This is a genomic window from Rhizobium sp. 05N49, from assembly GCF_056396805.1.
Genome location: NZ_JBFTME010000006.1, coordinates 352,836 through 371,951, shown reverse-complemented (window position 1 = coordinate 371,951; position 19,116 = coordinate 352,836). Strand labels below are relative to the sequence as shown.

At 59.3% G+C, this 19,116-nt stretch carries 19 protein-coding genes; 16 read left to right on the top strand and 3 right to left on the bottom strand.

The genetic code is table 11. The features are described 5' to 3' along the window. The coding region (locus AC1DF8_RS15415; protein WP_478154081.1) for a citrate/2-methylcitrate synthase at window positions 1-343 on the bottom strand (343 nt) is incomplete at its 3' end. 290 nt (window positions 344-633) lie between these two features. On the opposite strand from AC1DF8_RS15415, the gene AC1DF8_RS15410 reads away from it, so the two are divergent. Then, complete coding sequence (locus tag AC1DF8_RS15410) at window positions 634-3,060, top strand: ComEC/Rec2 family competence protein (RefSeq protein ID WP_478154080.1); 2,427 nt, start codon at window positions 634-636, stop codon at window positions 3,058-3,060. Here the strand turns inward: AC1DF8_RS15410 and lexA are convergent. Then, window positions 3,041-3,766, bottom strand: a complete 726-nt coding sequence (lexA, locus tag AC1DF8_RS15405) for a transcriptional repressor LexA (RefSeq protein WP_112547826.1) — start codon at window positions 3,764-3,766, stop codon at window positions 3,041-3,043. The two genes, AC1DF8_RS15410 and lexA, sit on opposite strands and share 20 nt — an antisense overlap. Window positions 3,767-3,961: 195 nt before the next feature. Between lexA and AC1DF8_RS15400 the strand changes: the two genes are divergently transcribed. Both AC1DF8_RS15400 and kdsA read left to right on the top strand, forming a co-directional pair. Next, window positions 3,962-4,849: a VOC family protein gene (locus AC1DF8_RS15400; protein WP_478154079.1), complete on the top strand. Its 888-nt coding sequence runs from the start codon at window positions 3,962-3,964 to the stop codon at window positions 4,847-4,849. After that, window positions 4,846-5,694, top strand: coding sequence for a 3-deoxy-8-phosphooctulonate synthase (gene kdsA, locus AC1DF8_RS15395; protein ID WP_112547824.1), 849 nt, complete (start codon window positions 4,846-4,848; stop codon window positions 5,692-5,694). Before AC1DF8_RS15400 ends, kdsA begins: the two co-directional genes overlap by 4 nt. Before the next feature lie 13 nt (window positions 5,695-5,707). On the opposite strand, the gene AC1DF8_RS15390 is transcribed toward kdsA, so the two are convergent. Beyond that, entirely contained in the window at window positions 5,708-7,519 is a 1,812-nt protein-coding gene (locus AC1DF8_RS15390; RefSeq protein ID WP_478154078.1) for a methyl-accepting chemotaxis protein, read from the bottom strand. 474 nt (window positions 7,520-7,993) lie between these two features. On the opposite strand from AC1DF8_RS15390, the gene eno reads away from it, so the two are divergent. The 13 genes from eno (at window position 7,994) to AC1DF8_RS15325 (ending at window position 19,112) form a co-directional block, all read left to right on the top strand. Next, on the top strand, window positions 7,994-9,268 hold the full coding sequence (gene eno, locus AC1DF8_RS15385) for a phosphopyruvate hydratase (RefSeq protein ID WP_112547822.1): 1,275 nt from the start codon (window positions 7,994-7,996) through the stop codon (window positions 9,266-9,268). A 145-nt stretch (window positions 9,269-9,413) separates the two neighbouring features. Beyond that, window positions 9,414-9,734: an FtsB family cell division protein gene (locus AC1DF8_RS15380; protein ID WP_112547821.1), complete on the top strand. Its 321-nt coding sequence runs from the start codon at window positions 9,414-9,416 to the stop codon at window positions 9,732-9,734. A gap of 146 nt (window positions 9,735-9,880) precedes the next feature. Continuing rightward, window positions 9,881-10,927: a pyruvate dehydrogenase (acetyl-transferring) E1 component subunit alpha gene (gene pdhA, locus AC1DF8_RS15375; protein ID WP_113117118.1), complete on the top strand. Its 1,047-nt coding sequence runs from the start codon at window positions 9,881-9,883 to the stop codon at window positions 10,925-10,927. A 15-nt stretch (window positions 10,928-10,942) separates the two neighbouring features. Further along, window positions 10,943-12,340, top strand: coding sequence for a pyruvate dehydrogenase complex E1 component subunit beta (locus tag AC1DF8_RS15370; RefSeq protein ID WP_112547819.1), 1,398 nt, complete (start codon window positions 10,943-10,945; stop codon window positions 12,338-12,340). A gap of 11 nt (window positions 12,341-12,351) precedes the next feature. Beyond that, on the top strand, window positions 12,352-12,660 hold the full coding sequence (locus AC1DF8_RS15365; RefSeq protein WP_113212635.1) for a hypothetical protein: 309 nt from the start codon (window positions 12,352-12,354) through the stop codon (window positions 12,658-12,660). Beyond that, window positions 12,650-13,996: a pyruvate dehydrogenase complex dihydrolipoamide acetyltransferase gene (locus AC1DF8_RS15360; RefSeq protein WP_478154077.1), complete on the top strand. Its 1,347-nt coding sequence runs from the start codon at window positions 12,650-12,652 to the stop codon at window positions 13,994-13,996. The genes AC1DF8_RS15365 and AC1DF8_RS15360 overlap by 11 nt, the downstream gene beginning before the upstream one ends. A gap of 21 nt (window positions 13,997-14,017) precedes the next feature. Then, window positions 14,018-14,659 carry an SGNH/GDSL hydrolase family protein gene (locus tag AC1DF8_RS15355; protein ID WP_112547155.1) on the top strand — a complete coding sequence of 214 codons (642 nt, stop codon included), beginning with the start codon at window positions 14,018-14,020 and terminating at the stop codon, window positions 14,657-14,659. 2 nt (window positions 14,660-14,661) lie between these two features. Continuing rightward, window positions 14,662-15,240: a GNAT family N-acetyltransferase gene (locus AC1DF8_RS15350; RefSeq protein ID WP_112547156.1), complete on the top strand. Its 579-nt coding sequence runs from the start codon at window positions 14,662-14,664 to the stop codon at window positions 15,238-15,240. A gap of 16 nt (window positions 15,241-15,256) precedes the next feature. Beyond that, window positions 15,257-16,702, top strand: a complete 1,446-nt coding sequence (gene lpdA, locus AC1DF8_RS15345; protein ID WP_478154076.1) for a dihydrolipoyl dehydrogenase — start codon at window positions 15,257-15,259, stop codon at window positions 16,700-16,702. Window positions 16,703-16,780: 78 nt separating this feature from the next. Beyond that, window positions 16,781-17,035, top strand: a complete 255-nt coding sequence (locus AC1DF8_RS15340) for a GlsB/YeaQ/YmgE family stress response membrane protein (RefSeq protein ID WP_478154075.1) — start codon at window positions 16,781-16,783, stop codon at window positions 17,033-17,035. A gap of 13 nt (window positions 17,036-17,048) precedes the next feature. Then, window positions 17,049-17,297 (top strand): GlsB/YeaQ/YmgE family stress response membrane protein, encoded by a 249-nt coding sequence (locus tag AC1DF8_RS15335; RefSeq protein WP_112547158.1) that lies wholly within the window; start codon window positions 17,049-17,051, stop codon window positions 17,295-17,297. 105 nt (window positions 17,298-17,402) lie between these two features. Beyond that, entirely contained in the window at window positions 17,403-18,374 is a 972-nt protein-coding gene (gene lipA / locus AC1DF8_RS15330) for a lipoyl synthase (RefSeq protein ID WP_112547159.1), read from the top strand. 150 nt (window positions 18,375-18,524) lie between these two features. Next, entirely contained in the window at window positions 18,525-19,112 is a 588-nt protein-coding gene (locus tag AC1DF8_RS15325; protein WP_478154074.1) for a P-loop NTPase family protein, read from the top strand. Window positions 19,113-19,116 lie beyond the last annotated feature (4 nt).

Sequence of the window (19,116 nt, the reverse complement as noted above, 5' to 3'; positions counted from 1 at the left end):
GCACCATGGTGTGGTGCGTGACGCGGTAGTCGAAGTCCTTCTTCTGAGCTGCGGTCGGCAGCTCGCCGTAAAGCAGAAGGTAGCAGGCTTCGAGGAAGTCGCCGTGCTCGGCCAGTTGCTCGATCGGATAGCCGCGATGCAGCAGCACACCCTCGTCACCGTCGATATAGGTGATCTTCGATTCACAGGATGCGGTCGACGTAAACCCGGGATCGTAGGTGAAGGAAGCCGTGTTCTTGTAGAGTGCACCGATATCGATGACATCAGGTCCAACCGTGCCTTTTCGCACGGGCAGGTCGACTGATTTTTCACCGATTTTGATTGTAGCGCTTTGATCCGTCATGCTGATCCTCCGGAGTGGCGGTGGCGCCGCAAAAGCGCCATAAGAGTTAAGCGTCCTCAGCGATAGCTATATGATCGGGAAGCTAATGCCAAGTTACCGTGATGCCATTTTGTGCATCGCGGCATCATCTTTTAGGCAGTGCAGCGATGAGCTGAATGCATAGCAGAACACCATGATTTGACTGGTTTTTTCGCTCCTGTGAATTTTCCTCGTATTTCAATCGATTATTGTTTGCGCGTTTTGATCTGAGGTTGCATTCTGACGGTATCCGGGGGCGGGTCCAGGCGATTATGACGGGGTTGGAGACAAGAGAACGGTACGAGCAATCCATTGATGAAAATATGGATTTTGCTGGTGTCGTGCCGCGCGCCGTTGTGCCTCTATCGGCTCGGACGCAGCTTGCGATCCCGTTTCGATGGCAATTGGCAACCGTTGCAAAACAATACGCCGGGTCGTCCGTGCGTATGGCGGCCGAAGAAGCCGGCCACGGTCGCCTCGTTCTCTTCTCGCCGGTCTTCCTTGGTGCGGGTGCTGCAACCTGGTTTCTGGCAGCCTCGAACGTTCCGGCGGTCTCGCTCGGCCTTTGCCTGCTCGTTCTCCTCAGTGCCGTTGTGTTCTGCGGCCACGCCCGGACGAGACTGCGGGCAATACTGCTTGCCCTGCTTCTCTTTGCCGGCGGAATGCTCTCGGCACAGATCGAAACATGGCGGGCAAGGACGCTGATCCTCGATTCAGCCGTGACGACAACGCTGACTGGCCGGGTCGAACGGCGAGAAGGCGATGGTGAAGGGCGCTGGCGTTATATCCTTGACGTCGCCGGCACTGATGCCCCCGAAATCAAGCGTCCTCCCGAGCGCATCTCTGTGCTCGTACGCGGCGCCGCCCGGCCCTTTGAACTCGGCGATATCATAGAGGGCAGGGCCCGTCTGACGCCTCCGGCAGGACCCGCGCTTCCTCACCTCAACGATTTTGCCTTCAGCGCCTATTTTGACGGCATCGGTGCTAACGGCTTCTTCTATGGAGCACCGAAGAAGGTTACAGAACAGCCGGAACAAGCGAGCTCTGTCGGCGAGGCCGCACTGGAGTGGTTCTACCGCCTGCGAAGCGGCATCGGCGATCGGATCCGCTCCACTCTGCCGGGCGACACCGGGGCCTTTGCCGCTTCACTTGTCACCGATGAGAGACGAGCGATCTCGGATGAAACGACGGAGGCACTGCGGCAGTCCGGCCTTGCCCACATCGTGGCGATCTCCGGCCTCAATATGGCACTCTCCGCCGGTATCTTCTTTGTCGGGCTGCGCGTGATTCTCAGCCTGTTCCCCGGTATTGCGCAGGCGTGGCCGACCAAGAAGATCGCGGCTGCCGGTGCACTCGCTGCGGTGACGGCTTACTATCTGATCTCGGGTTTTGCCGTTTCAGCCGAACGCGCCTTCATCATGATGGCGATCATGCTGGTTGCCGTCTTCTTCGATCGGCCGTCGATCAGCCTCAGAAACGTGGCGCTGTCGGCTCTCGTGATCCTCGCGGTCTCACCATCGGAAGTGCTCGGACCGAGCTTCCAGATGTCTTTCGCCGCAACACTTGCCCTGGTCGCCGGATACGACCTCTGGAAAGGGCGGCCGATGCGGGAAAATGCCTTTGCCAAACTTCCGATCATGAAACCTTTCTTCATGGTCGGCGGCTTCTTCGGCGGCATTTTCCTGACGTCTCTCATCGGTGGGTTCTCGACGGCGCTGTTTTCGATCGAACATTTCCACCGGCTGACTGCTTATGGCCTGCCGGCAAATCTCGCGGCCATGCCGGTTATTTCATTCATCGTCATGCCGGCCGGCATGCTGGCGATGCTGCTGATGCCTTTTGGTCTGGATGGCTGGCTATGGCCGGTGGCAGGGTTCGGGCTCGACCTGGTGATCGCCATTGCAAAGGCGGTGGCGGGGTGGGGCGGCAATATAGATGTTGCCCGCTTACCCGGCTGGTACTTTCCGGCAGCCGTCTTCGGCTTCCTGTTGCTGACCTTGCTCAGAACCCGGTTGCGGCATATCGGAACCGTAATAATCACTGTTTCAACGTTCGCTGTTGTGTTGCTTCCATCAGAAGCGATGCCCGACGTCACCATCTCGGAAGACGGCAGCCTGGTCGCTCTAATCGACGGAGAGGCAATGGCTTCAAACCGTGAAAAGCCGCCAGCCTTCATTTTCGAACAATGGCAGAGGGCACTTGCCATCGAAGAGCATCAGAAGCCGGTTATGCTTCAAGCCACCAACACACCCACCGTGTCCGATGGCAAAAGATTGCAGCTGTCAACCGATCAACAGAATGAAGCCAGAGAGACAATGAGGCAGGCACTCGCCATCAGCCCAACGTCACGATTCTCTTGCCAAAAGCGCGCCTGGTGTACCGCCTTGCTGGGCAATGGAAAGAAACTGACTGTCATCGAAAACGCTGCCTATCTGGGGCCGGCCTGCGATACGGCCGATATTGTCGTAACTCCTGTCCGATTGCGCTTCGACCGTTGCCGTTCCGGCGCGCTGCTCTTTACCGCCGAGACGCTGCGCAAGTCAGGTTCTGTCGAGCTTCGCTTCACAGATAGTGGAATCGATGTCGCAACCGCATTCGGCCCATTGCAACGCCCCTGGATGCGCCACCGCGCCTATGACTGGCGCAGCGATACATTCGCAGACGCAAGCCAGTCACCGGTCAGTGATAGCGGCGAATGAGGCCGACGAGCTTTCCCTGAACCTTCACTCGATCCGGTGGGAAAATTCGGGTCTCATAGGCAGGGTTTGCAGCCTCGAGCGCAATCGATGCACCCTTGCGCCGGAAGCGCTTGAGTGTTGCTTCCTCGTCGTCGACGAGGGCAACGACGATATCACCCGGGTTGGCGGTGCTGCCATTTCGGATGATGACGGTGTCGCCATCGAAGATGCCGGCTTCGATCATCGAGTCGCCGCGAACTTCGAGCGCATAATGTTCGCCGGAGCCGAGCATATCGGCAGGAACGGTGATGTCATGCGTATTGTTCTGGATTGCCGAGATTGGCACACCGGCAGCGATGCGGCCCATGACCGGGACGGAGACCGAGTTGCCGTTATCGGCAGCGGGCGCTGGCTTTGCCGGAGCCGGCGCTGCAACGGGCTGCGGCTTGCCGAGGCTGCCTTCGATGACGCTCGGTGAAAAGCCGCGACGTGGCTGCAGGCTGGGGCTGTAGGCCTCCGGCAGTTTGATGACTTCGAGCGCGCGTGCCCGGTTCGGAAGCCGGCGAATGAAGCCGCGCTCCTCAAGCGCCGTGATCAGCCGGTGAATACCGGATTTCGAGGCCAGATCCAGCGCATCCTTCATCTCGTCGAAAGACGGAGGAACGCCCGACTCCTTCATCCTTTCGTGAATGAAAAGAAGGAGTTCCTGTTGTTTGCGCGTAAGCATGGCGTGCACCCCAGTCTTGAAACAAATCCAGAACGGACACTATATGTTCCATATGTGTTCCGCAAGTAGCTAAATTTTCGTAAAACTTCTGTCCATTCTGGTGAGAATTTTATTTTTCTCGCGCCCGGGCCTTCCCGGCCTTGTCTCGCAACACCTGCTGAAGCACATCTCCTTGTGACTGTTGGAGGGGACCTAATGAGCCAAGATACGCTTGCAATCGATCATCTCGTTTTGCCGGTTACCGATATCGACCTTGCCCGCGAAAGACTGGGCAAGCTTGGTTTCACTGTGGCGCCGGATGCCCGTCATCCTTTTGGGACCGAAAATGCCTGCGTTTTCTTTGCCGACAAATCCTATCTGGAGCCCCTGGGTGTCGCGAGCGTCGAAGAGAGCGAGGAGACAGCACACGATGGCAATGTGTTCACCGCCCGCAATCAGGCTTTTCGCTTCCGCTGCGGCAGCGAAGGACTGTCCGCGATTGCCTTTGCGACGGCAGATGCAAAGCACGAACATGCTCGATTCGTGAAGGACAGTATGAGTGCCGGTTCTGTGCTGCAGTTCGAGCGCCCTGTTAAAATGCCGGATGGCACGGAGAATATTGCCGGCTTCCGGCTCGCCTTCGCTGGCGACCTGCGGGCACCGGATTTCTTTCTCTTCGCAGTCGAACGCGTCAATCCGCTTCCTGCCAACCGGACCGCGCTTGAGACCCATGCCAATGGTGTCACAGGCATTGCCGAGATCGCGCTCGCGGCCCCCGAGCCGACAGCCTTCGGTGAGTTCGTTCGCTCCGTGGCAAAAGGCGCATCTACTGAGCTCACGAGTTTCGGGCTGGACGTGCCCACCGGAAACGCAAAGATCAGCCTGATGACCCCGGAAGGGCTGGAGGCTTATTTCGATCTTGCCACGTCGGATACCGATCGTGGTCTGCGCGGTCGGGCGATCCGCTTTGCTGTCGGCGATCTGGCCGTGACAGAAGCGCATTTGGCTGCTAACGGGGTGACCTATACACGCAAGGGTAACCGTATTCTGGTGAAGCCTGCGCCCGGCCAGGGCGTACTCTTCGCCTTTGAGGAAACATCATGAGCTCTACTACCAACTCCGTGGTGACGGTCGGCGAAGGCGCCGGTAAGGTCACCTTCTCCAATGCTTCACGCCTGTCGCTGATTGCTGGCGCTTGCGAAATGGAAAGCCGCGATCATGCGTTCATGGTTGCCGGCACATTGAAGGAACTCTGCGCCAAGCTTGGCATCGGGCTCGTCTACAAGACCTCCTTCGATAAGGCGAACCGGTCTTCCTTGTCGAGCAAACGCGGTGTCGGCCTTGAAAAGGGGCTGGAAGTTTTCGCCGATCTCAAGAAAGAACTCGGCATTCCGGTTCTGACCGACATCCACAACGAAGAACAATGCGCCGAAGTGGGTAAGGTCGTCGATATCCTGCAGATACCAGCCTTTCTGTCTCGCCAGACGGATCTCCTGGTCGCGGCTGCCAAGACCGGCCGCGTCATCAACGTCAAGAAGGGCCAGTTCCTGGCGCCTTGGGACATGAAGAACGTGCTCGGCAAGCTGAACCAGAGCGGCAATCCGAACATTCTGCTCTGCGAGCGCGGTGCGTCCTTCGGTTACAATACGCTGGTCTCCGACATGCGTTCACTGCCGATCATGGCGGCAACGGGCGCCCCCGTCATTTTCGACGCCACGCATTCAGTCCAGCAGCCTGGCGGGCAGGGGGAAACCTCCGGAGGTGAGCGGCAGTTCGTGGAGACGCTGGCCCGTGCAGCCGTGGCAGTCGGCGTTGCCGGTGTCTTTATCGAGACCCATCAGGATCCTGATAACGCCCCCTGCGACGGGCCGAACATGGTCTACCTCAAGGACATGCCGCGACTTCTCGAGAAGCTTCTCGCCTTCGACGCGATCGCCAAGGCCGCCTGAACAGCGGGCGGCATCAGGCTGCCGCGCGGGACGGGCGCTTTTCCTCCAGTGCGAAGCGGGAGAGCATGCGCCCGAGCTGGGACGCCTCGGTGCCGAGCTCCTGGCATGCGGCGTTCGTTTCCTCGACCATGGATGCATTCTGCTGGGTCACCTGATCCATCCGGTTGACGGCAGCGTTGACCTCGACGAGCGCGACCGACTGTTCCGAAGACGAGCGCACGATCGCTTCGATCAGCGCCGTCACCTGCAGCACCTGGCGGTCGATATCGCCGAGTGCCTCGCCGGTACGGTTGACAAGTGCAACACCCGCGGAAACCTGTCGCGACGACGTCTCGACGAGAAGCTTGATCTCCTTGGCGAGATTGGCGGAGCGTCCGGCGAGCTCGCGGACTTCCTGAGCGACGACGGCAAAGCCTTTCCCCGCGTCTCCGGCGCGTGCTGCCTCGACACCCGCGTTGAGCGCCAGAAGATTGGTCTGAAAGGCGATCTCATCGATGGCGTTGATAATATCGCCGATCCTGACCGCTGAGTCCTCGATCTTCTCCATGGCAGTCACTGCTTCACGAACAATCTCGGCGGAATGCGCCGCGCTCTCCTTCGTGGCTGACATCATCGCATTGGCTTCATGGGCCCGCTCCGAGGAGTTTTTCACCGTGACCGTGATCTGATCCAGTGCCGAAGCCGCCTGTTCGAGGGAAGCTGCCTGGCTCTCGGTGCGCTGTGCCAGATCATTGGTGCTGAGCGCGATTTCGCGCGAACTGTCGCCGACCGTATTCGTGGCGGCATAAATGTCTTTCATGGCATCGGAAAGAATGATGATGCTGGTGTTGAAGGTCTCGCGAAGCTTCTCGTAAGTATTGGCGAACTGCTCGTCGAGACGCACGGTCAGGTCGCCGCGTGAGAGACGTTCCAGGCCTGCGCTCAGGCTTTCGATAACGCGCTGGCGCGTGGCATTCTCCACGCTCTTCGATGCGTCCAGTTCGGCATCGCGGCGCATCTGTACCTGCCGTTCCTCGTCCTGCAGCGCGCGTATAGCGTTGCGTTCTTCTGCCGATTCGCGAAAGACCGTGACCGCGCGCGCCATTTCTCCGATTTCGTCGGATCGTCTGACATAGGGAACTTCGCGGGAATAGTCGCCGCTCGCAAGCACCGCCATATAATCGCGCATCGCCGATAGCGGCACGATTGCGCGCCGGCGGAACATGTAGAGCCCGACGACGATAATCACGAAGGAAAGCGCGGCGGCCGATAGCGTAACGGCGGAGAGCAGTTCCGTTTGATCCGCTGCCTGCTTTTCGGCGTCCATCTGGAAGGCGTTGGCCATCGCCACGAGTTCGTTTACGGCCGTTTCGTGAACATGAAAATTCGTAGCAAGCTTGGGGAGCGCCGATTCGATGGCGGCCTTGTCGCCCTTCAGGATTGCGGGTATCGCCTCCTCGTTCATGACCTGCCAGAACGCGTCACCCTTGACGAGAACGTTGTCGAGAAGCTTGCGCTTGAGATCGGCGCTGAGCGGCGTTTCGGACCAATATTTGCGGCGGTCTTCATAAGCCGACTTCAGAACCGTTTGGATGCGTTCGATATTGGCCTTTGCCGAGGCTGGCTGCTCGACGGCTTCGAGCGCGAGCATGTAGGGTTCGATGACATAGAGCGGCGGCGGGAGAATATCGGCGACAAGATCCTTGCCGTAGATGATCTGCTTATACATCAGCCCGTTCACACGAAGCATGTTGAGTGCGTAGTTCTGCAAGCCGATGGAGGTCACCAGTCCGAGGATGACAACGGCACCGAAAATGGCAAGGCTGCGTGCAATATTGAGTTTCATCTGTGCCCCATGTGAAATGCCGCCAAGAGAGTCGATAAAATCGCGTTCTGGTTGTTTTTGGCGCGAGGCTGCAGCTTTTCATCCCTGCCGTTCCGTATCGCCCCAAGGGCTGAAACGACTGACTTCTGAGGATCTCACACGGGTATTAAAATTAAGCCGGGATGGTTACCGAAGGCTGAAATCAAGGGGCATGTAACCGTCCAAAATTGGGGCTATTCCAGGGATTTTCAGCCGTGGGTTGCTATCGACGGTGGCGGCCTGCCAACATTCTGCCCGGATGGACTGTTTATCATCTTTCGATGGGTGGGATATGCTGACCGACGACTGCCGTTCCCTTCAAAACCCTGACATGAATGTGCTATAGGCCACGTCTGATGCGCTGCTTGAACGTGCAAAATTGCGGCATTGTAATTTGCGCACCTTCGATTAAGACGATTTCAAACGATTTATCCACCCACCGAGCAGGAAGAGACCATGACTGCAATTACCGATATCATCGCCCGCGAGATTCTCGATAGCCGTGGTAACCCCACCGTCGAAGTCGACGTCTATCTCGAAGACGGCAGCATGGGCCGTGCAGCTGTTCCCTCGGGTGCTTCGACCGGCGCGCACGAAGCCGTAGAAGTCCGCGATGGCGGCAAGCGTTATCTCGGCAAGGGTGTTGAAAAGGCTGTCGAAGCTGCCAACACGGAAATCTTCGACGCGATCGGCGGCATCGATGCTGAAAACCAGATCCAGATCGACAAGATCATGATTGAACTCGACGGCACGCCAAACAAGTCGCGCCTCGGCGCCAACGCCATCCTCGGCGTTTCGCTTGCTGTCGCCAAGGCTGCAGCGCAGGCTGCCGGCCTGCCGCTCTACCGTTACGTCGGCGGTGCCTCCGCAAGCCTTTTGCCGGTCCCGATGATGAACATCATCAACGGCGGCGCCCATGCCGATAACCCGATCGACTTCCAGGAATTCATGATCCTGCCGGTCGGCGCAGATTCGATCCGCGAAGCCGTCCGCATGGGTTCGGAAGTTTTCCACACGCTGAAGAAGGAACTGGCGGCACAGGGCCACAACACCAACGTCGGTGACGAAGGCGGCTTCGCACCGGGCCTAAAGAGCGCTCCGGAAGCCCTCGATTTCATCATGAAGTCGATCGAGAAAGCCGGCTACAAGCCGGGCGACGACATGTGCCTCGGCCTCGATTGCGCCTCGACCGAATTCTTCAAGGACGGCAAGTACGTACTGGAAGGCGAAGGCCGCACGCTCGAGCCAGGCGCCATGGCCGAGTACCTGGCAGAACTCGCTGCCAAGTATCCGATCATCTCCATCGAAGACGGCATGGCTGAAGACGACTGGGAAGGCTGGAAGACGCTGACCGATCTCGCCGGCAAGAAGTGCCAGCTGGTTGGCGACGATTTGTTCGTCACCAATTCGGCTCGCCTGCGCGACGGTATCCGCATGGGCGTCGCCAACTCGATCCTGGTCAAGGTCAACCAGATCGGCTCGCTGACGGAAACGCTCGATGCCGTCAACACGGCGCACAAGGCGGCCTACACCGCCGTCATGTCGCACCGCTCCGGCGAAACCGAGGACTCCACGATCGCCGATCTCGCAGTTGCCACCAACTGCGGCCAGATCAAGACCGGCTCGCTGTCGCGCTCGGATCGCCTTGCCAAGTACAACCAGCTGATCCGCATCGAAGAAGGTCTCGGCCCGCAGGCTCAGTACGCCGGCCGCTCCATCATCCGCGCCTAATACGCGCTTGTAAATCAGCCATTTGGAACCCGCGCTCCGGCGCGGGTTTTTTGTTGAGTCTGGCCGGGAGTCGCTCAGAGTCAACGAACGGTTAATCTCTGCGCGCTAGATTGAAATGATTGGTAATGCGTTAGAGCATGCGTGTATGTGGACAAAGCATCATAAGAAGAGAAAGACAGGTCGCTTCGTCATTCCGGCCATGACGGTCGCCTTCCTCTCCTATTTCGGTTATCATTGCATTCACGGTGACTATGGTCTGCGTGCGACGGAGGCGTTCGAGCGCCAGCGTGTCGCGCGCGAGAAGGAACTGGCTGTGCTGAAGGCCAAGCGTGAGCATCTGGAGGCGCAGGTTGCGCTCTTGAGTGACGGCTCGCTGGACAAGGATATGCTCGACGAAAAGGCGCGGTATCAGCTCAACATGTCGCGCGCGGACGAGATCGTCATTTACAATCACTATCGCAATTAACCGAATTTGGGTTAATCTAAAATTCTTATTGTTTATCAATAATTTAACGGCGAATATGAGCCATGCAATTATGGCATTGCTGTGGTCATTTTTCTTCCCTATGGTACGCGCCACCTGAGAACCGATAAACCCATAGGGAGGGTTGAATGGCGTTGCGCAAAACCGCGACCGTTTCCAGCCGCAAAAATAGTGCGAAGTCTGCAGCCAAGGCATCGAATGGCGGCCCTGTCGCCGATTTCGATCGCGATGAAGAGCTGAAGGCCTATCGCGAGATGCTGCTCATCCGCCGTTTCGAAGAAAAGGCGGGCCAGCTTTACGGCATGGGCTTCATCGGTGGTTTCTGTCACCTTTATATCGGCCAGGAAGCTGTCGTCGTCGGCATGCAGATGGCGCAGAAGGAAGGCGATCAGGTCATTACCGCCTATCGCGACCATGGTCATATGCTGGCTACCGGCATGGAAGCCCGTGGCGTCATGGCGGAACTGACCGGGCGTCGCAACGGCTATTCCCACGGGAAGGGCGGTTCGATGCACATGTTCTCCAAGGAAAAGCATTTCTACGGCGGCCACGGCATCGTCGGTGCCCAGGTTTCGCTCGGAACGGGCCTTGCCTTTGCAAACCGTTATCGCGGCAATGACAGCGTCTCGATCGCCTATTTCGGTGACGGTGCTGCCAACCAGGGTCAGGTCTACGAGAGCTTCAACATGGCTGCTCTGTGGAAGCTGCCGATCATCTATATCGTCGAGAACAACCGCTATGCCATGGGCACCTCGACGGCGCGTGCTACCGCGCAGTCGAACTATTCGCTGCGCGGTTCCGGCTTCGGCATTCCCGGCATCCAGGTCGACGGCATGGATGTTCGCGCCGTCAAGGCTGCTGCCGATGAGGCGCTCGAGCACTGCCGCTCCGGCAAGGGTCCTATCATTCTTGAAATGCTGACCTATCGTTATCGCGGTCACTCCATGTCCGATCCGGCGAAGTACCGCACCAAGGAAGAAGTGCAGAAGATGCGCTCCGAGCAGGATCCGATCGAGCAGGTTCGCCTGCGCGTGATGGAAAAGGGCTGGGCGACCGAAGACGATCTCAAGGCGATCGACAAGGAAGTCCGCGATATCGTTGCCGACAGCGCCGATTTCGCCCAGGCCGATCCGGAGCCGGATGCATCCGAGCTCTATACCGACATTCTGCTCTAATCGGGGAGGGAACCCATGCCTATCGATATCCTCATGCCCGCCCTTTCTCCGACGATGGAAGAAGGCACGCTGTCCAAGTGGCTCAAGCAGGAAGGCGACAAGGTCACTTCAGGTGACGTGATTGCCGAAATCGAAACCGACAAGGCGACGATGGAAGTCGAAGCCGTTGACGAAGGCGTCATCGGCAAGTTGCTGGTTCCGGCCGGCACTGAAAACGTCAAGGTCAATGCCAAGATCGCCGTCCTGTTACAGGATGGCGAATCCGCCGACGCGATTTCCGCAGCCCCGGCTGCCGCTCAGCCGGCTCCAGTTGCCGCCCCTCAGGTCGCGCAGGAAGAGAAGCCGACGAATACTGGTTCGGCTGCCGCTCCAGTTCCGGCTGAACCCAAGGCTTTCGTACCGAACGATCCGGAAATCCCGGCCGGTACCGAAATGGTTTCGATGACGGTGCGTGAAGCGCTTCGCGATGCCATGGCTGAGGAAATGCGCGCTGACGACAGCGTCTTCGTCATGGGCGAGGAAGTCGCCGAATACCAGGGTGCCTACAAGGTGACCCAGGGTCTTCTGCAGGAATTCGGGGCTCGCCGCGTCATCGACACGCCGATCACCGAGCACGGCTTTGCTGGCGTCGGCGTCGGTGCTGCCATGGCCGGCCTGAAGCCGATCGTCGAATTCATGACCTTCAACTTCGCCATGCAGGCGATCGACCAGATCATCAACTCTGCTGCCAAGACGCTCTATATGTCGGGTGGCCAGATGGGCGCTCCGATCGTCTTCCGCGGCCCGAACGGTGCTGCTGCCCGCGTCGGCGCCCAGCACAGCCAGGACTACGCAGCCTGGTACAGCGCGATCCCGGGCCTGAAGGTCGTCATGCCCTATACGGCATCCGACGCCAAGGGTCTGCTGAAGGCTGCCATCCGTGATCCGAACCCGGTCGTCTTCCTCGAAAACGAGATTCTCTACGGCCAGCATTTCGATGTACCGAAGCTCGATAATTTCGTTCTGCCGATCGGCAAGGCCCGCATCCATCGTCCGGGCAAGGATGTCACCGTCGTCTCCTTCGGCATCGGCATGACCTATGCAACGAAGGCGGTCGCCGAACTCGAAAAGATCGGCATCGATGTCGAACTGATCGATCTGCGCACGCTTCGTCCGATGGACCTTCCGACCGTGATCGAATCGGTCAAGAAGACCGGTCGCCTGGTTACCGTCGAGGAAGGTTATCCGCAGAACTCGGTCGGCACGGAAATCGCCACGCGCGTCATGCAGCAGGCCTTCGACTATCTCGATGCGCCGATCCTGACGATCGCCGGCAAGGACGTTCCGATGCCTTACGCCGCAAACCTCGAGAAGCTTGCGCTTCCGAATGTCGGCGAAGTAGTCGATGCGGTGAAGGCAGTCTGCTACAAATAGGAGATTGACCTATGACAAACGTTGAATCGCTGATGCGGATCACGTGGTCGATCTACTGGAAGCACATCCTGACGACCATGCTGGTCGGGATCGTTTGGACTGTGATATCAGGCCTGTTCCTAGGCCTGATCGAAAACTTGTTTCGGCTTTCTGACGAAGCATCGATTTTAGTTCGAGCGGCAACACAGTTGGTGGTCGTTTTGGCGGCTTCCTTTTTCACACTAAATTACTTTCTCGCAGAAAGTATCGGCAAGAACGTTCGCGGGAAAAGACTTGAACTGGTAAGCGACGTACCGGGAGAGACAAGCGATGCCCATTAATATCACAATGCCTGCCCTCTCTCCGACCATGGAAGAAGGCAATCTGGCCAAGTGGCTGGTCAAGGAAGGCGATCAGGTCAAGTCCGGCGATGTGATCGCCGAGATTGAAACCGACAAGGCGACGATGGAAGTCGAAGCCGTCGACGAAGGCACGGTTGCCAAGATCGTCGTTCCGGCCGGTACTGAGGGCGTTAAGGTCAACGCCCTGATCGCGGTTCTCGCTGGCGAAGGCGAAGATGTCGCCGCTGCCGCAAGCGGCGCCGGCTCTGCCGCTCCGGCTCCGAAGGCTGCAGCCGCTCCGGCCCCGGCTGAAGCAAAGGCTGAGGCTGCACCTGCGCCGGCTGCACCTGCTCCGGCTGCAGCCGCCCCGGCACCGGCTGTCGCCTCATCGGGCGCCCGCACCTTCTCCTCGCCGCTCGCCCGTCGTCTCGCCAAGGAAGCGGGTATCGATCTTTCCGCCGTTGCTGGCACCGGACCGCATGGCCGTGTCGTCAAGAGCGACGTTGAAGCTGCTGCTGCAGGTGGTGGTGCCAAGCCGGCTCCCGCCGCGGCCCCGCAGGCTGCTGCACCGGCTCCGACCGCTGCCGCGCCGAAGGGTGCTTCGGACGATGCCGTTCTCAAGCTCTTCGAGCAGGGCTCCTACGAGCTTGTGCCGCATGATGGCATGCGCAAGACGATTGCCCGTCGCCTCGTCGAATCCAAGCAGACCGTTCCGCACTTCTACGTTTCGGTCGATTGCGAACTCGACGCGCTGATGGCGCTGCGTGCCCAGCTCAACGACGCTGCTCCCCGCAAGGACAGCGCTCCGGCCTATAAGATCTCGGTCAACGACATGGTCATCAAGGCCCTGGCGCTTGCACTGCGCGACGTTCCTGATRCCAACGTCTCCTGGACCGAAAACGCCATGGTCAAGCACAAGCATGCCGATGTCGGCGTCGCTGTCTCGATCCCCGGCGGTCTGATCACCCCGATCGTCCGCAAGGCCGAAGAGAAGACGCTCTCGACCATCTCGAACGAGATGCGCGATCTCGGCAAGCGTGCCAAGGACCGCAAGCTGAAGCCCGAGGAGTATCAGGGCGGCACGACCTCGGTCTCCAACATGGGCATGATGGGCGTGAAGAATTTCGCAGCCGTCATCAACCCGCCGCATGCGACGATCCTCGCAGTCGGCGCGGGCGAGCAGCGTGTCATCGTCAAGAACGGCGAAATGGCGATTGCAACGGTCATGACCGTCACGCTCTCGACTGACCATCGCTGCGTCGACGGTGCTCTCGGCGCCGAACTGCTTCAGGCTTTCAAGGGCTACATCGAAAATCCGATGGGCATGTTGGTCTAAGCAGGACGCGGGAGGGCGGACATGACGAAGACTGTTCTTTGCTATGGTGACTCGCTGACCTGGGGCTATGACGCCGACACGATCGGTCGTCATGCCTATGAGAACCTCTGGCCGAGCGTGCTTCAGGCTACGCTCGGAAGCGAGGCTCGCGTCATCGCGGAAGGCCTGAACGGCCGCACCACCGCCTTTGACGACCATCTTGCTGATTGCGATCGCAACGGCGCACGCGTTCTGCCGACCATCCTGCAGACGCATGCGCCGCTCGATCTCGTCATCTTGCTGCTCGGCACCAACGACATGAAGCCGGTTGTCGCCGGCTCGGCCTTTGCCGCATGCCAGGGCATCGGCCGTCTGGTGCGGCTGATCCGCAATCATGCCTGGCCCTTCGAATTCGACGGGCCGGAGATCCTGATCGTGGCGCCGCCGGCGATCTGCGAGACGGGCAATGTGCCCTTCGCGGCATCCTTCCCCGGCGGTATCGAGGAATCGGCAAAGCTTCCGACGCTTTACCGTGACCTTGCCGATGAACTCGGCTGTGGCTTCTTCGACGGCAATTCCGTTGCCAGGACCACGCCGCTCGACGGCATTCACCTCGATGCAGAAAATACACGCGCGCTCGGTCGGGGCCTGGAACCCATCGTGCGGGTGATGCTGGGGCTCTGACGGTGGCCGCCTTCCTCGCCCTCCGAGAGGCCTCCCGCCGGGATGCCTCGGAACTGGCGATCCTGGCGGATATCGCGTCTCACGGTTTTGCCTCATGGCTCTGGTTTGCCGATGTTGCCAGCGGCATGAGCGATACCCCGCTCGAGCGGGGCCGGCTGAAGATGAGCGATGAGGCGCTCGGCGGCTGGAAGAACGCCATCATTGGCGAGGCCTATGACGAGATCGCCGGAATGGCGATCGGCTATGAAGTGGATGAAGGCATACGCGATCTCGAAGCCCGCCATCCGGCCCTTGAGCCGATGCTGGCGATGCAGAGATCGGTGATCGGGCATTGGTTCATTGGCAGTCTCGCGGTCTATCGCCATATGCGCGGTATCGGCATCGGCAAGAGGCTGCTGGAAGATCAGCTCGCAAGGGCAGATCGGCTGTCGGTTAGCCTGATCACGTCGGATAGTAACGAAGCGGCTCTGTCGCTTTACGGAAGAAACGGATTTTCGGAAGCGGCGCGTATGAATGCCGTGCCGCTCTTCGATAACAGCAAGAAGCACGCATGGGTTTTGATGACCCGCGCGGGAGCGTAACAAAGGCAGGAAAGCAATGGCTCAATCCTACGACGTCATCGTCATCGGTTCCGGTCCCGGCGGCTATATCGCCGCCATCCGCGCCGCACAGCTCGGCCTCAAGGTCGCCTGCGTCGAGCGCGAACATTTGGCCGGTATCTGCTCAAACTGGGGCTGCATCCCGACCAAGGCGCTGCTGCGCTCCGCAGACGTCCTTCACACCGCCCAGCATGGCAAAGACTACGGCCTGGTGCTGGAAGGCACGATCAAGCCCGATATCAAGGCGATCGTCACCCGCTCGCGCGGCATCGCACATCGCATGAACAACGGTGTCGGCTTCCTGTTCAAGAAGAACAAGGTCGATGTCATTTGGGGCGAAGCCAAGATCACCAAACCCGGCGAGATCGTCGTTTCAAAGACGATGAAGAAGCCGATGGAACCGATGGGTCCGGTGCCGAAGAATGCGCTGGGCGAGGGCACCTACACCGCCAAGCACATCATCGTTGCGACCGGCGCCCGTCCGCGCGCCCTGCCGGGCATCGAGCCGGATGGCAAGCTGATCTGGACCTATTTCGAAGCAATGAAGGCTGACGAACTGCCGAAATCCCTGCTCGTCATGGGCTCGGGCGCCATCGGCATCGAATTCGCAAGCTTCTATCGCACCATGGGTGTCGACGTCACTGTCGTCGAAATCATGAGCCAGGTCATGCCAGTCGAGGATGCGGAAATCTCCGCGCTCGCCAAGAAGCAGTTCGAACGCCAGGGCATGAAGATCCATCTTGAAGCCAAGGTGGCCAAGGTGGAGAAGGGTGCAAACTCGATCACCGCGACCATCGAGAAGAAGGACGGCACGACCGAGACGATCACCGCCGACCGCATGATCTCGGCCGTCGGCGTGCAGGCCAACGTCGAGGGCATCGGCCTGGAAACTGTCGGCGTCAAGACCGATCGCGGCTTCATCGTCATCGACGGTTACGGCAAGACCAACGTGCCCGGCATTTACGCAATCGGTGACGTCGCCGGTGCRCCGCTTCTGGCTCATAAGGCAGAGCATGAAGGCGTCATCTGCGTCGAGAAGATCGCCGGCCTGCCGAATGTCCACCCGATGGACAGGCAGAAGATCCCGGGCTGCACCTACTGCAATCCCCAGGTCGCCTCCGTCGGCCTGACGGAAGCCAAGGCCAAGGAGCAGGGCCGCGACGTCAGAGTCGGACGCTTCCCCTTCAGCGCCAATGGCAAGGCCGTCGCGCTTGGCGAAGACCAGGGTCTGGTCAAGACAATCTTCGACAAGAAGACCGGCGAGCTGCTTGGCGCCCACATGGTCGGTGCCGAAGTCACCGAACTCATCCAGGGCTTCGTCGTTGCCATGAACCTGGAGACGACGGAAGAAGAACTGATGCACACGATCTTCCCGCATCCGACGATTTCGGAGACGATGAAGGAAAGCGTGCTGGATGCTTACGGCCGCGTTCTGAACGCTTGATAATTTCCTGATCTGCCCTTTATCCGGGGATGGAAAATTCCGTCCCCGTCAGGGTGGAAAAAACGAAAGGAAATCATCATGTCTATGGGCACGCAGTCGCTTCTCATCTTTCTGCTGATCGGCCTTGTCGCGGGCTTTCTCGCAAGCCTGGTCGTTGGTGGGGGTGGGTTGATACGGTGCCTGCTCAGCGGCATCATCGGCGCGTTCGTGGGCGGATTTCTGTTCAATGCGCTGGGTATATCGCTGGGCATTGAAAATGCATTGGTGGTTCAGATCATCCACGCAACAGTCGGCGCCGTTGTCGTGGTGCTGATCGCAAGGGCGATAGCGTAGGGCAAGGAATAGGATGGAAGGCGTCGGCTGGATATCGGCAATCATCATCGGCGGACTTGCGGGCTGGCTTGCGGGCAAGTTGATGGAAGCGCGTTATGGCGTCTTGCTGAACATTGTGCTCGGCATCGTCGGCTCGGTCGTCGCTACCGCCATCCTGGCGCAATTCCACATTGAGGTCGCCGGTGGAAGGTTCGGCTATTTCGTAACCGGCTTCATCGGCGCCTGCCTGCTGATATTCTTCGCGCGGCTGGTTCGAAGATAAAGTGCGAAGATCGGGCGCATCTCCTCAGATCGAAAGATTTGAATAAAGGAGCGATGCGCAATATGAGAAGCCGGGCCGCATGGGGCGGCGGAAAGTTGAACTGACATGGTCACCATTCTCGACACGATCAATCCCGACGTAAAGCGCGTGCGGCATCCGGAAAAGGCGCATCGCCCCGATACGGAAGTCCTGCGCAAGCCGGACTGGATTCGTGTGAAGGCGCCGACTTCGAAAGGCTATGCCGAGACCCGTTCGATCGTGAAGGAGCACAAGCTCGTCACCGTCTGCGAAGAGGCAGGCTGCCCGAATATCGGCGAGTGCTGGGACAAGAAGCACGCCACCTTCATGATCATGGGCGAGATCTGTACCCGCGCCTGCGCCTTCTGCAATGTCGCCACCGGCAAGCCGAATGCACTCGACATGGCCGAGCCTGAAAACGTAGCAAAGGCCGTCAAGCAGATGGGCCTCAGCCACGTCGTCATCACCTCTGTCGATCGTGACGATCTGGAAGACGGTGGCGCCGAGCATTTCGAAAAGGTGATTTGGGCAATCCGTGCCGCATCGCCGCTGACGACGATCGAGATCCTGACGCCAGACTTCCTGAAGAAGCCCGGTGCGCTGGAACGTGTCGTCGCCGCCAAGCCCGATGTCTTCAACCACAATATGGAAACCGTTGCCGGCAACTACCTGACGGTTCGCCCCGGCGCACGCTATTTTCATTCCATCCGCCTGCTGCAGCGCGTGAAGGAACTCGACCCCACCATGTTCACCAAGTCCGGCATCATGGTCGGCCTCGGTGAGGAACGGAACGAGGTTCTTCAGCTCATGGATGACCTGCGCACCGCCGATGTCGATTTCCTGACGATCGGCCAGTATCTGCAGCCGACCCGCAAGCACCACAAGGTCGAAAGCTTCGTCACGCCGGAAGAGTTCAAGTCCTACGAGACGGTCGCCTACACCAAGGGCTTCCTGATGGTTGCTTCCAGCCCGCTGACGCGCTCCTCGCACCATGCCGGCGACGACTTCGCCCGCCTGAAGGCCGCACGCGAGAAGAAGCTGCTGCTGGCGGCAGAATAAGCCCCTGTCTCCTGGTTTGAAGAAGCCGCGGCGATTTTTTTGCCACGGCTTTCTTCATGCGCTTCGTTGTCATCTTCAGGTCATGTGAAGCAGCTAGCCAGCACGCCGCTTTCCCGGTTGCCGTCGGCAAACGGCTAGGAGGACTGGAGTATGCAAGGGCAGGCCGACCAAACGATCAACTATGTCGATGACGTTTTTGCAGCCGCCCGCATCCGTGATGCAAGGCGCATCATGGTGATCGGCTGCTCCGGCGGAGGCAAGTCGACGCTTGCGCAGAAGCTGGCGCGTCGGTTCGAACTCACCTATCTCTCGATCGACCGCGATATTCTCTGGCTGCCCGGATGGGTGGAACGCAGCAAGGAAGAGCAGCGCCACCGGATCGTCGAAAGGATCGCCGGCGAGCGCTGGATCATGGACGGCACCAATACCTCCACTTTCGATATCCGCCTGCCGCGCACAGATGTCGTCATCTGGGTGCGTATGCCGCGCCTGCTCTGTGTCTGGGGTGTGGTGACGCGCTGGCTGAAGCATATCGGCCGCACACGTCCGGACATGGCGCCGGGCTGCATAGAAAAGGTGGACTGGAAGTTTCTGGAATTCATCTGGACCTTCGAGACGAAATTTTCGCCGCGGGTGACTGCCGCCATCGCAACCCATGGGCCGCATGTGCCGGTTTTGCAGGTGAAATCCCGCAGCCAAATGCGCGCGCTTCTTGATCTTCTCGGTGTGCCGGCTTAACTGC

Excerpts from the sequence above, each read along its gene's own strand:
- AC1DF8_RS15365 (WP_113212635.1), top strand. The coding sequence starts at position 12,352 with ATGACAAACGTTGAATCGCTGATGCGGATCACGTGGTCGATCTACTGG.
- kdsA (WP_112547824.1), top strand. The coding sequence starts at position 4,846 with ATGAGCTCTACTACCAACTCCGTGGTGACGGTCGGCGAAGGCGCCGGT.
- AC1DF8_RS15335 (WP_112547158.1), top strand. The coding sequence starts at position 17,049 with ATGGAAGGCGTCGGCTGGATATCGGCAATCATCATCGGCGGACTTGCG.
- AC1DF8_RS15325 (WP_478154074.1), top strand. The coding sequence starts at position 18,525 with ATGCAAGGGCAGGCCGACCAAACGATCAACTATGTCGATGACGTTTTT.
- lexA (WP_112547826.1), bottom strand. The coding sequence starts at position 3,766 with ATGCTTACGCGCAAACAACAGGAACTCCTTCTTTTCATTCACGAAAGG.
- AC1DF8_RS15340 (WP_478154075.1), top strand. The coding sequence starts at position 16,781 with ATGTCTATGGGCACGCAGTCGCTTCTCATCTTTCTGCTGATCGGCCTT.
- AC1DF8_RS15390 (WP_478154078.1), bottom strand. The coding sequence starts at position 7,519 with ATGAAACTCAATATTGCACGCAGCCTTGCCATTTTCGGTGCCGTTGTC.
- AC1DF8_RS15370 (WP_112547819.1), top strand. The coding sequence starts at position 10,943 with ATGCCTATCGATATCCTCATGCCCGCCCTTTCTCCGACGATGGAAGAA.
- pdhA (WP_113117118.1), top strand. The coding sequence starts at position 9,881 with ATGGCGTTGCGCAAAACCGCGACCGTTTCCAGCCGCAAAAATAGTGCG.
- eno (WP_112547822.1), top strand. The coding sequence starts at position 7,994 with ATGACTGCAATTACCGATATCATCGCCCGCGAGATTCTCGATAGCCGT.
- AC1DF8_RS15410 (WP_478154080.1), top strand. The coding sequence starts at position 634 with ATGACGGGGTTGGAGACAAGAGAACGGTACGAGCAATCCATTGATGAA.
- AC1DF8_RS15355 (WP_112547155.1), top strand. The coding sequence starts at position 14,018 with ATGACGAAGACTGTTCTTTGCTATGGTGACTCGCTGACCTGGGGCTAT.
- AC1DF8_RS15380 (WP_112547821.1), top strand. The coding sequence starts at position 9,414 with ATGTGGACAAAGCATCATAAGAAGAGAAAGACAGGTCGCTTCGTCATT.
- AC1DF8_RS15400 (WP_478154079.1), top strand. The coding sequence starts at position 3,962 with ATGAGCCAAGATACGCTTGCAATCGATCATCTCGTTTTGCCGGTTACC.
- lipA (WP_112547159.1), top strand. The coding sequence starts at position 17,403 with ATGGTCACCATTCTCGACACGATCAATCCCGACGTAAAGCGCGTGCGG.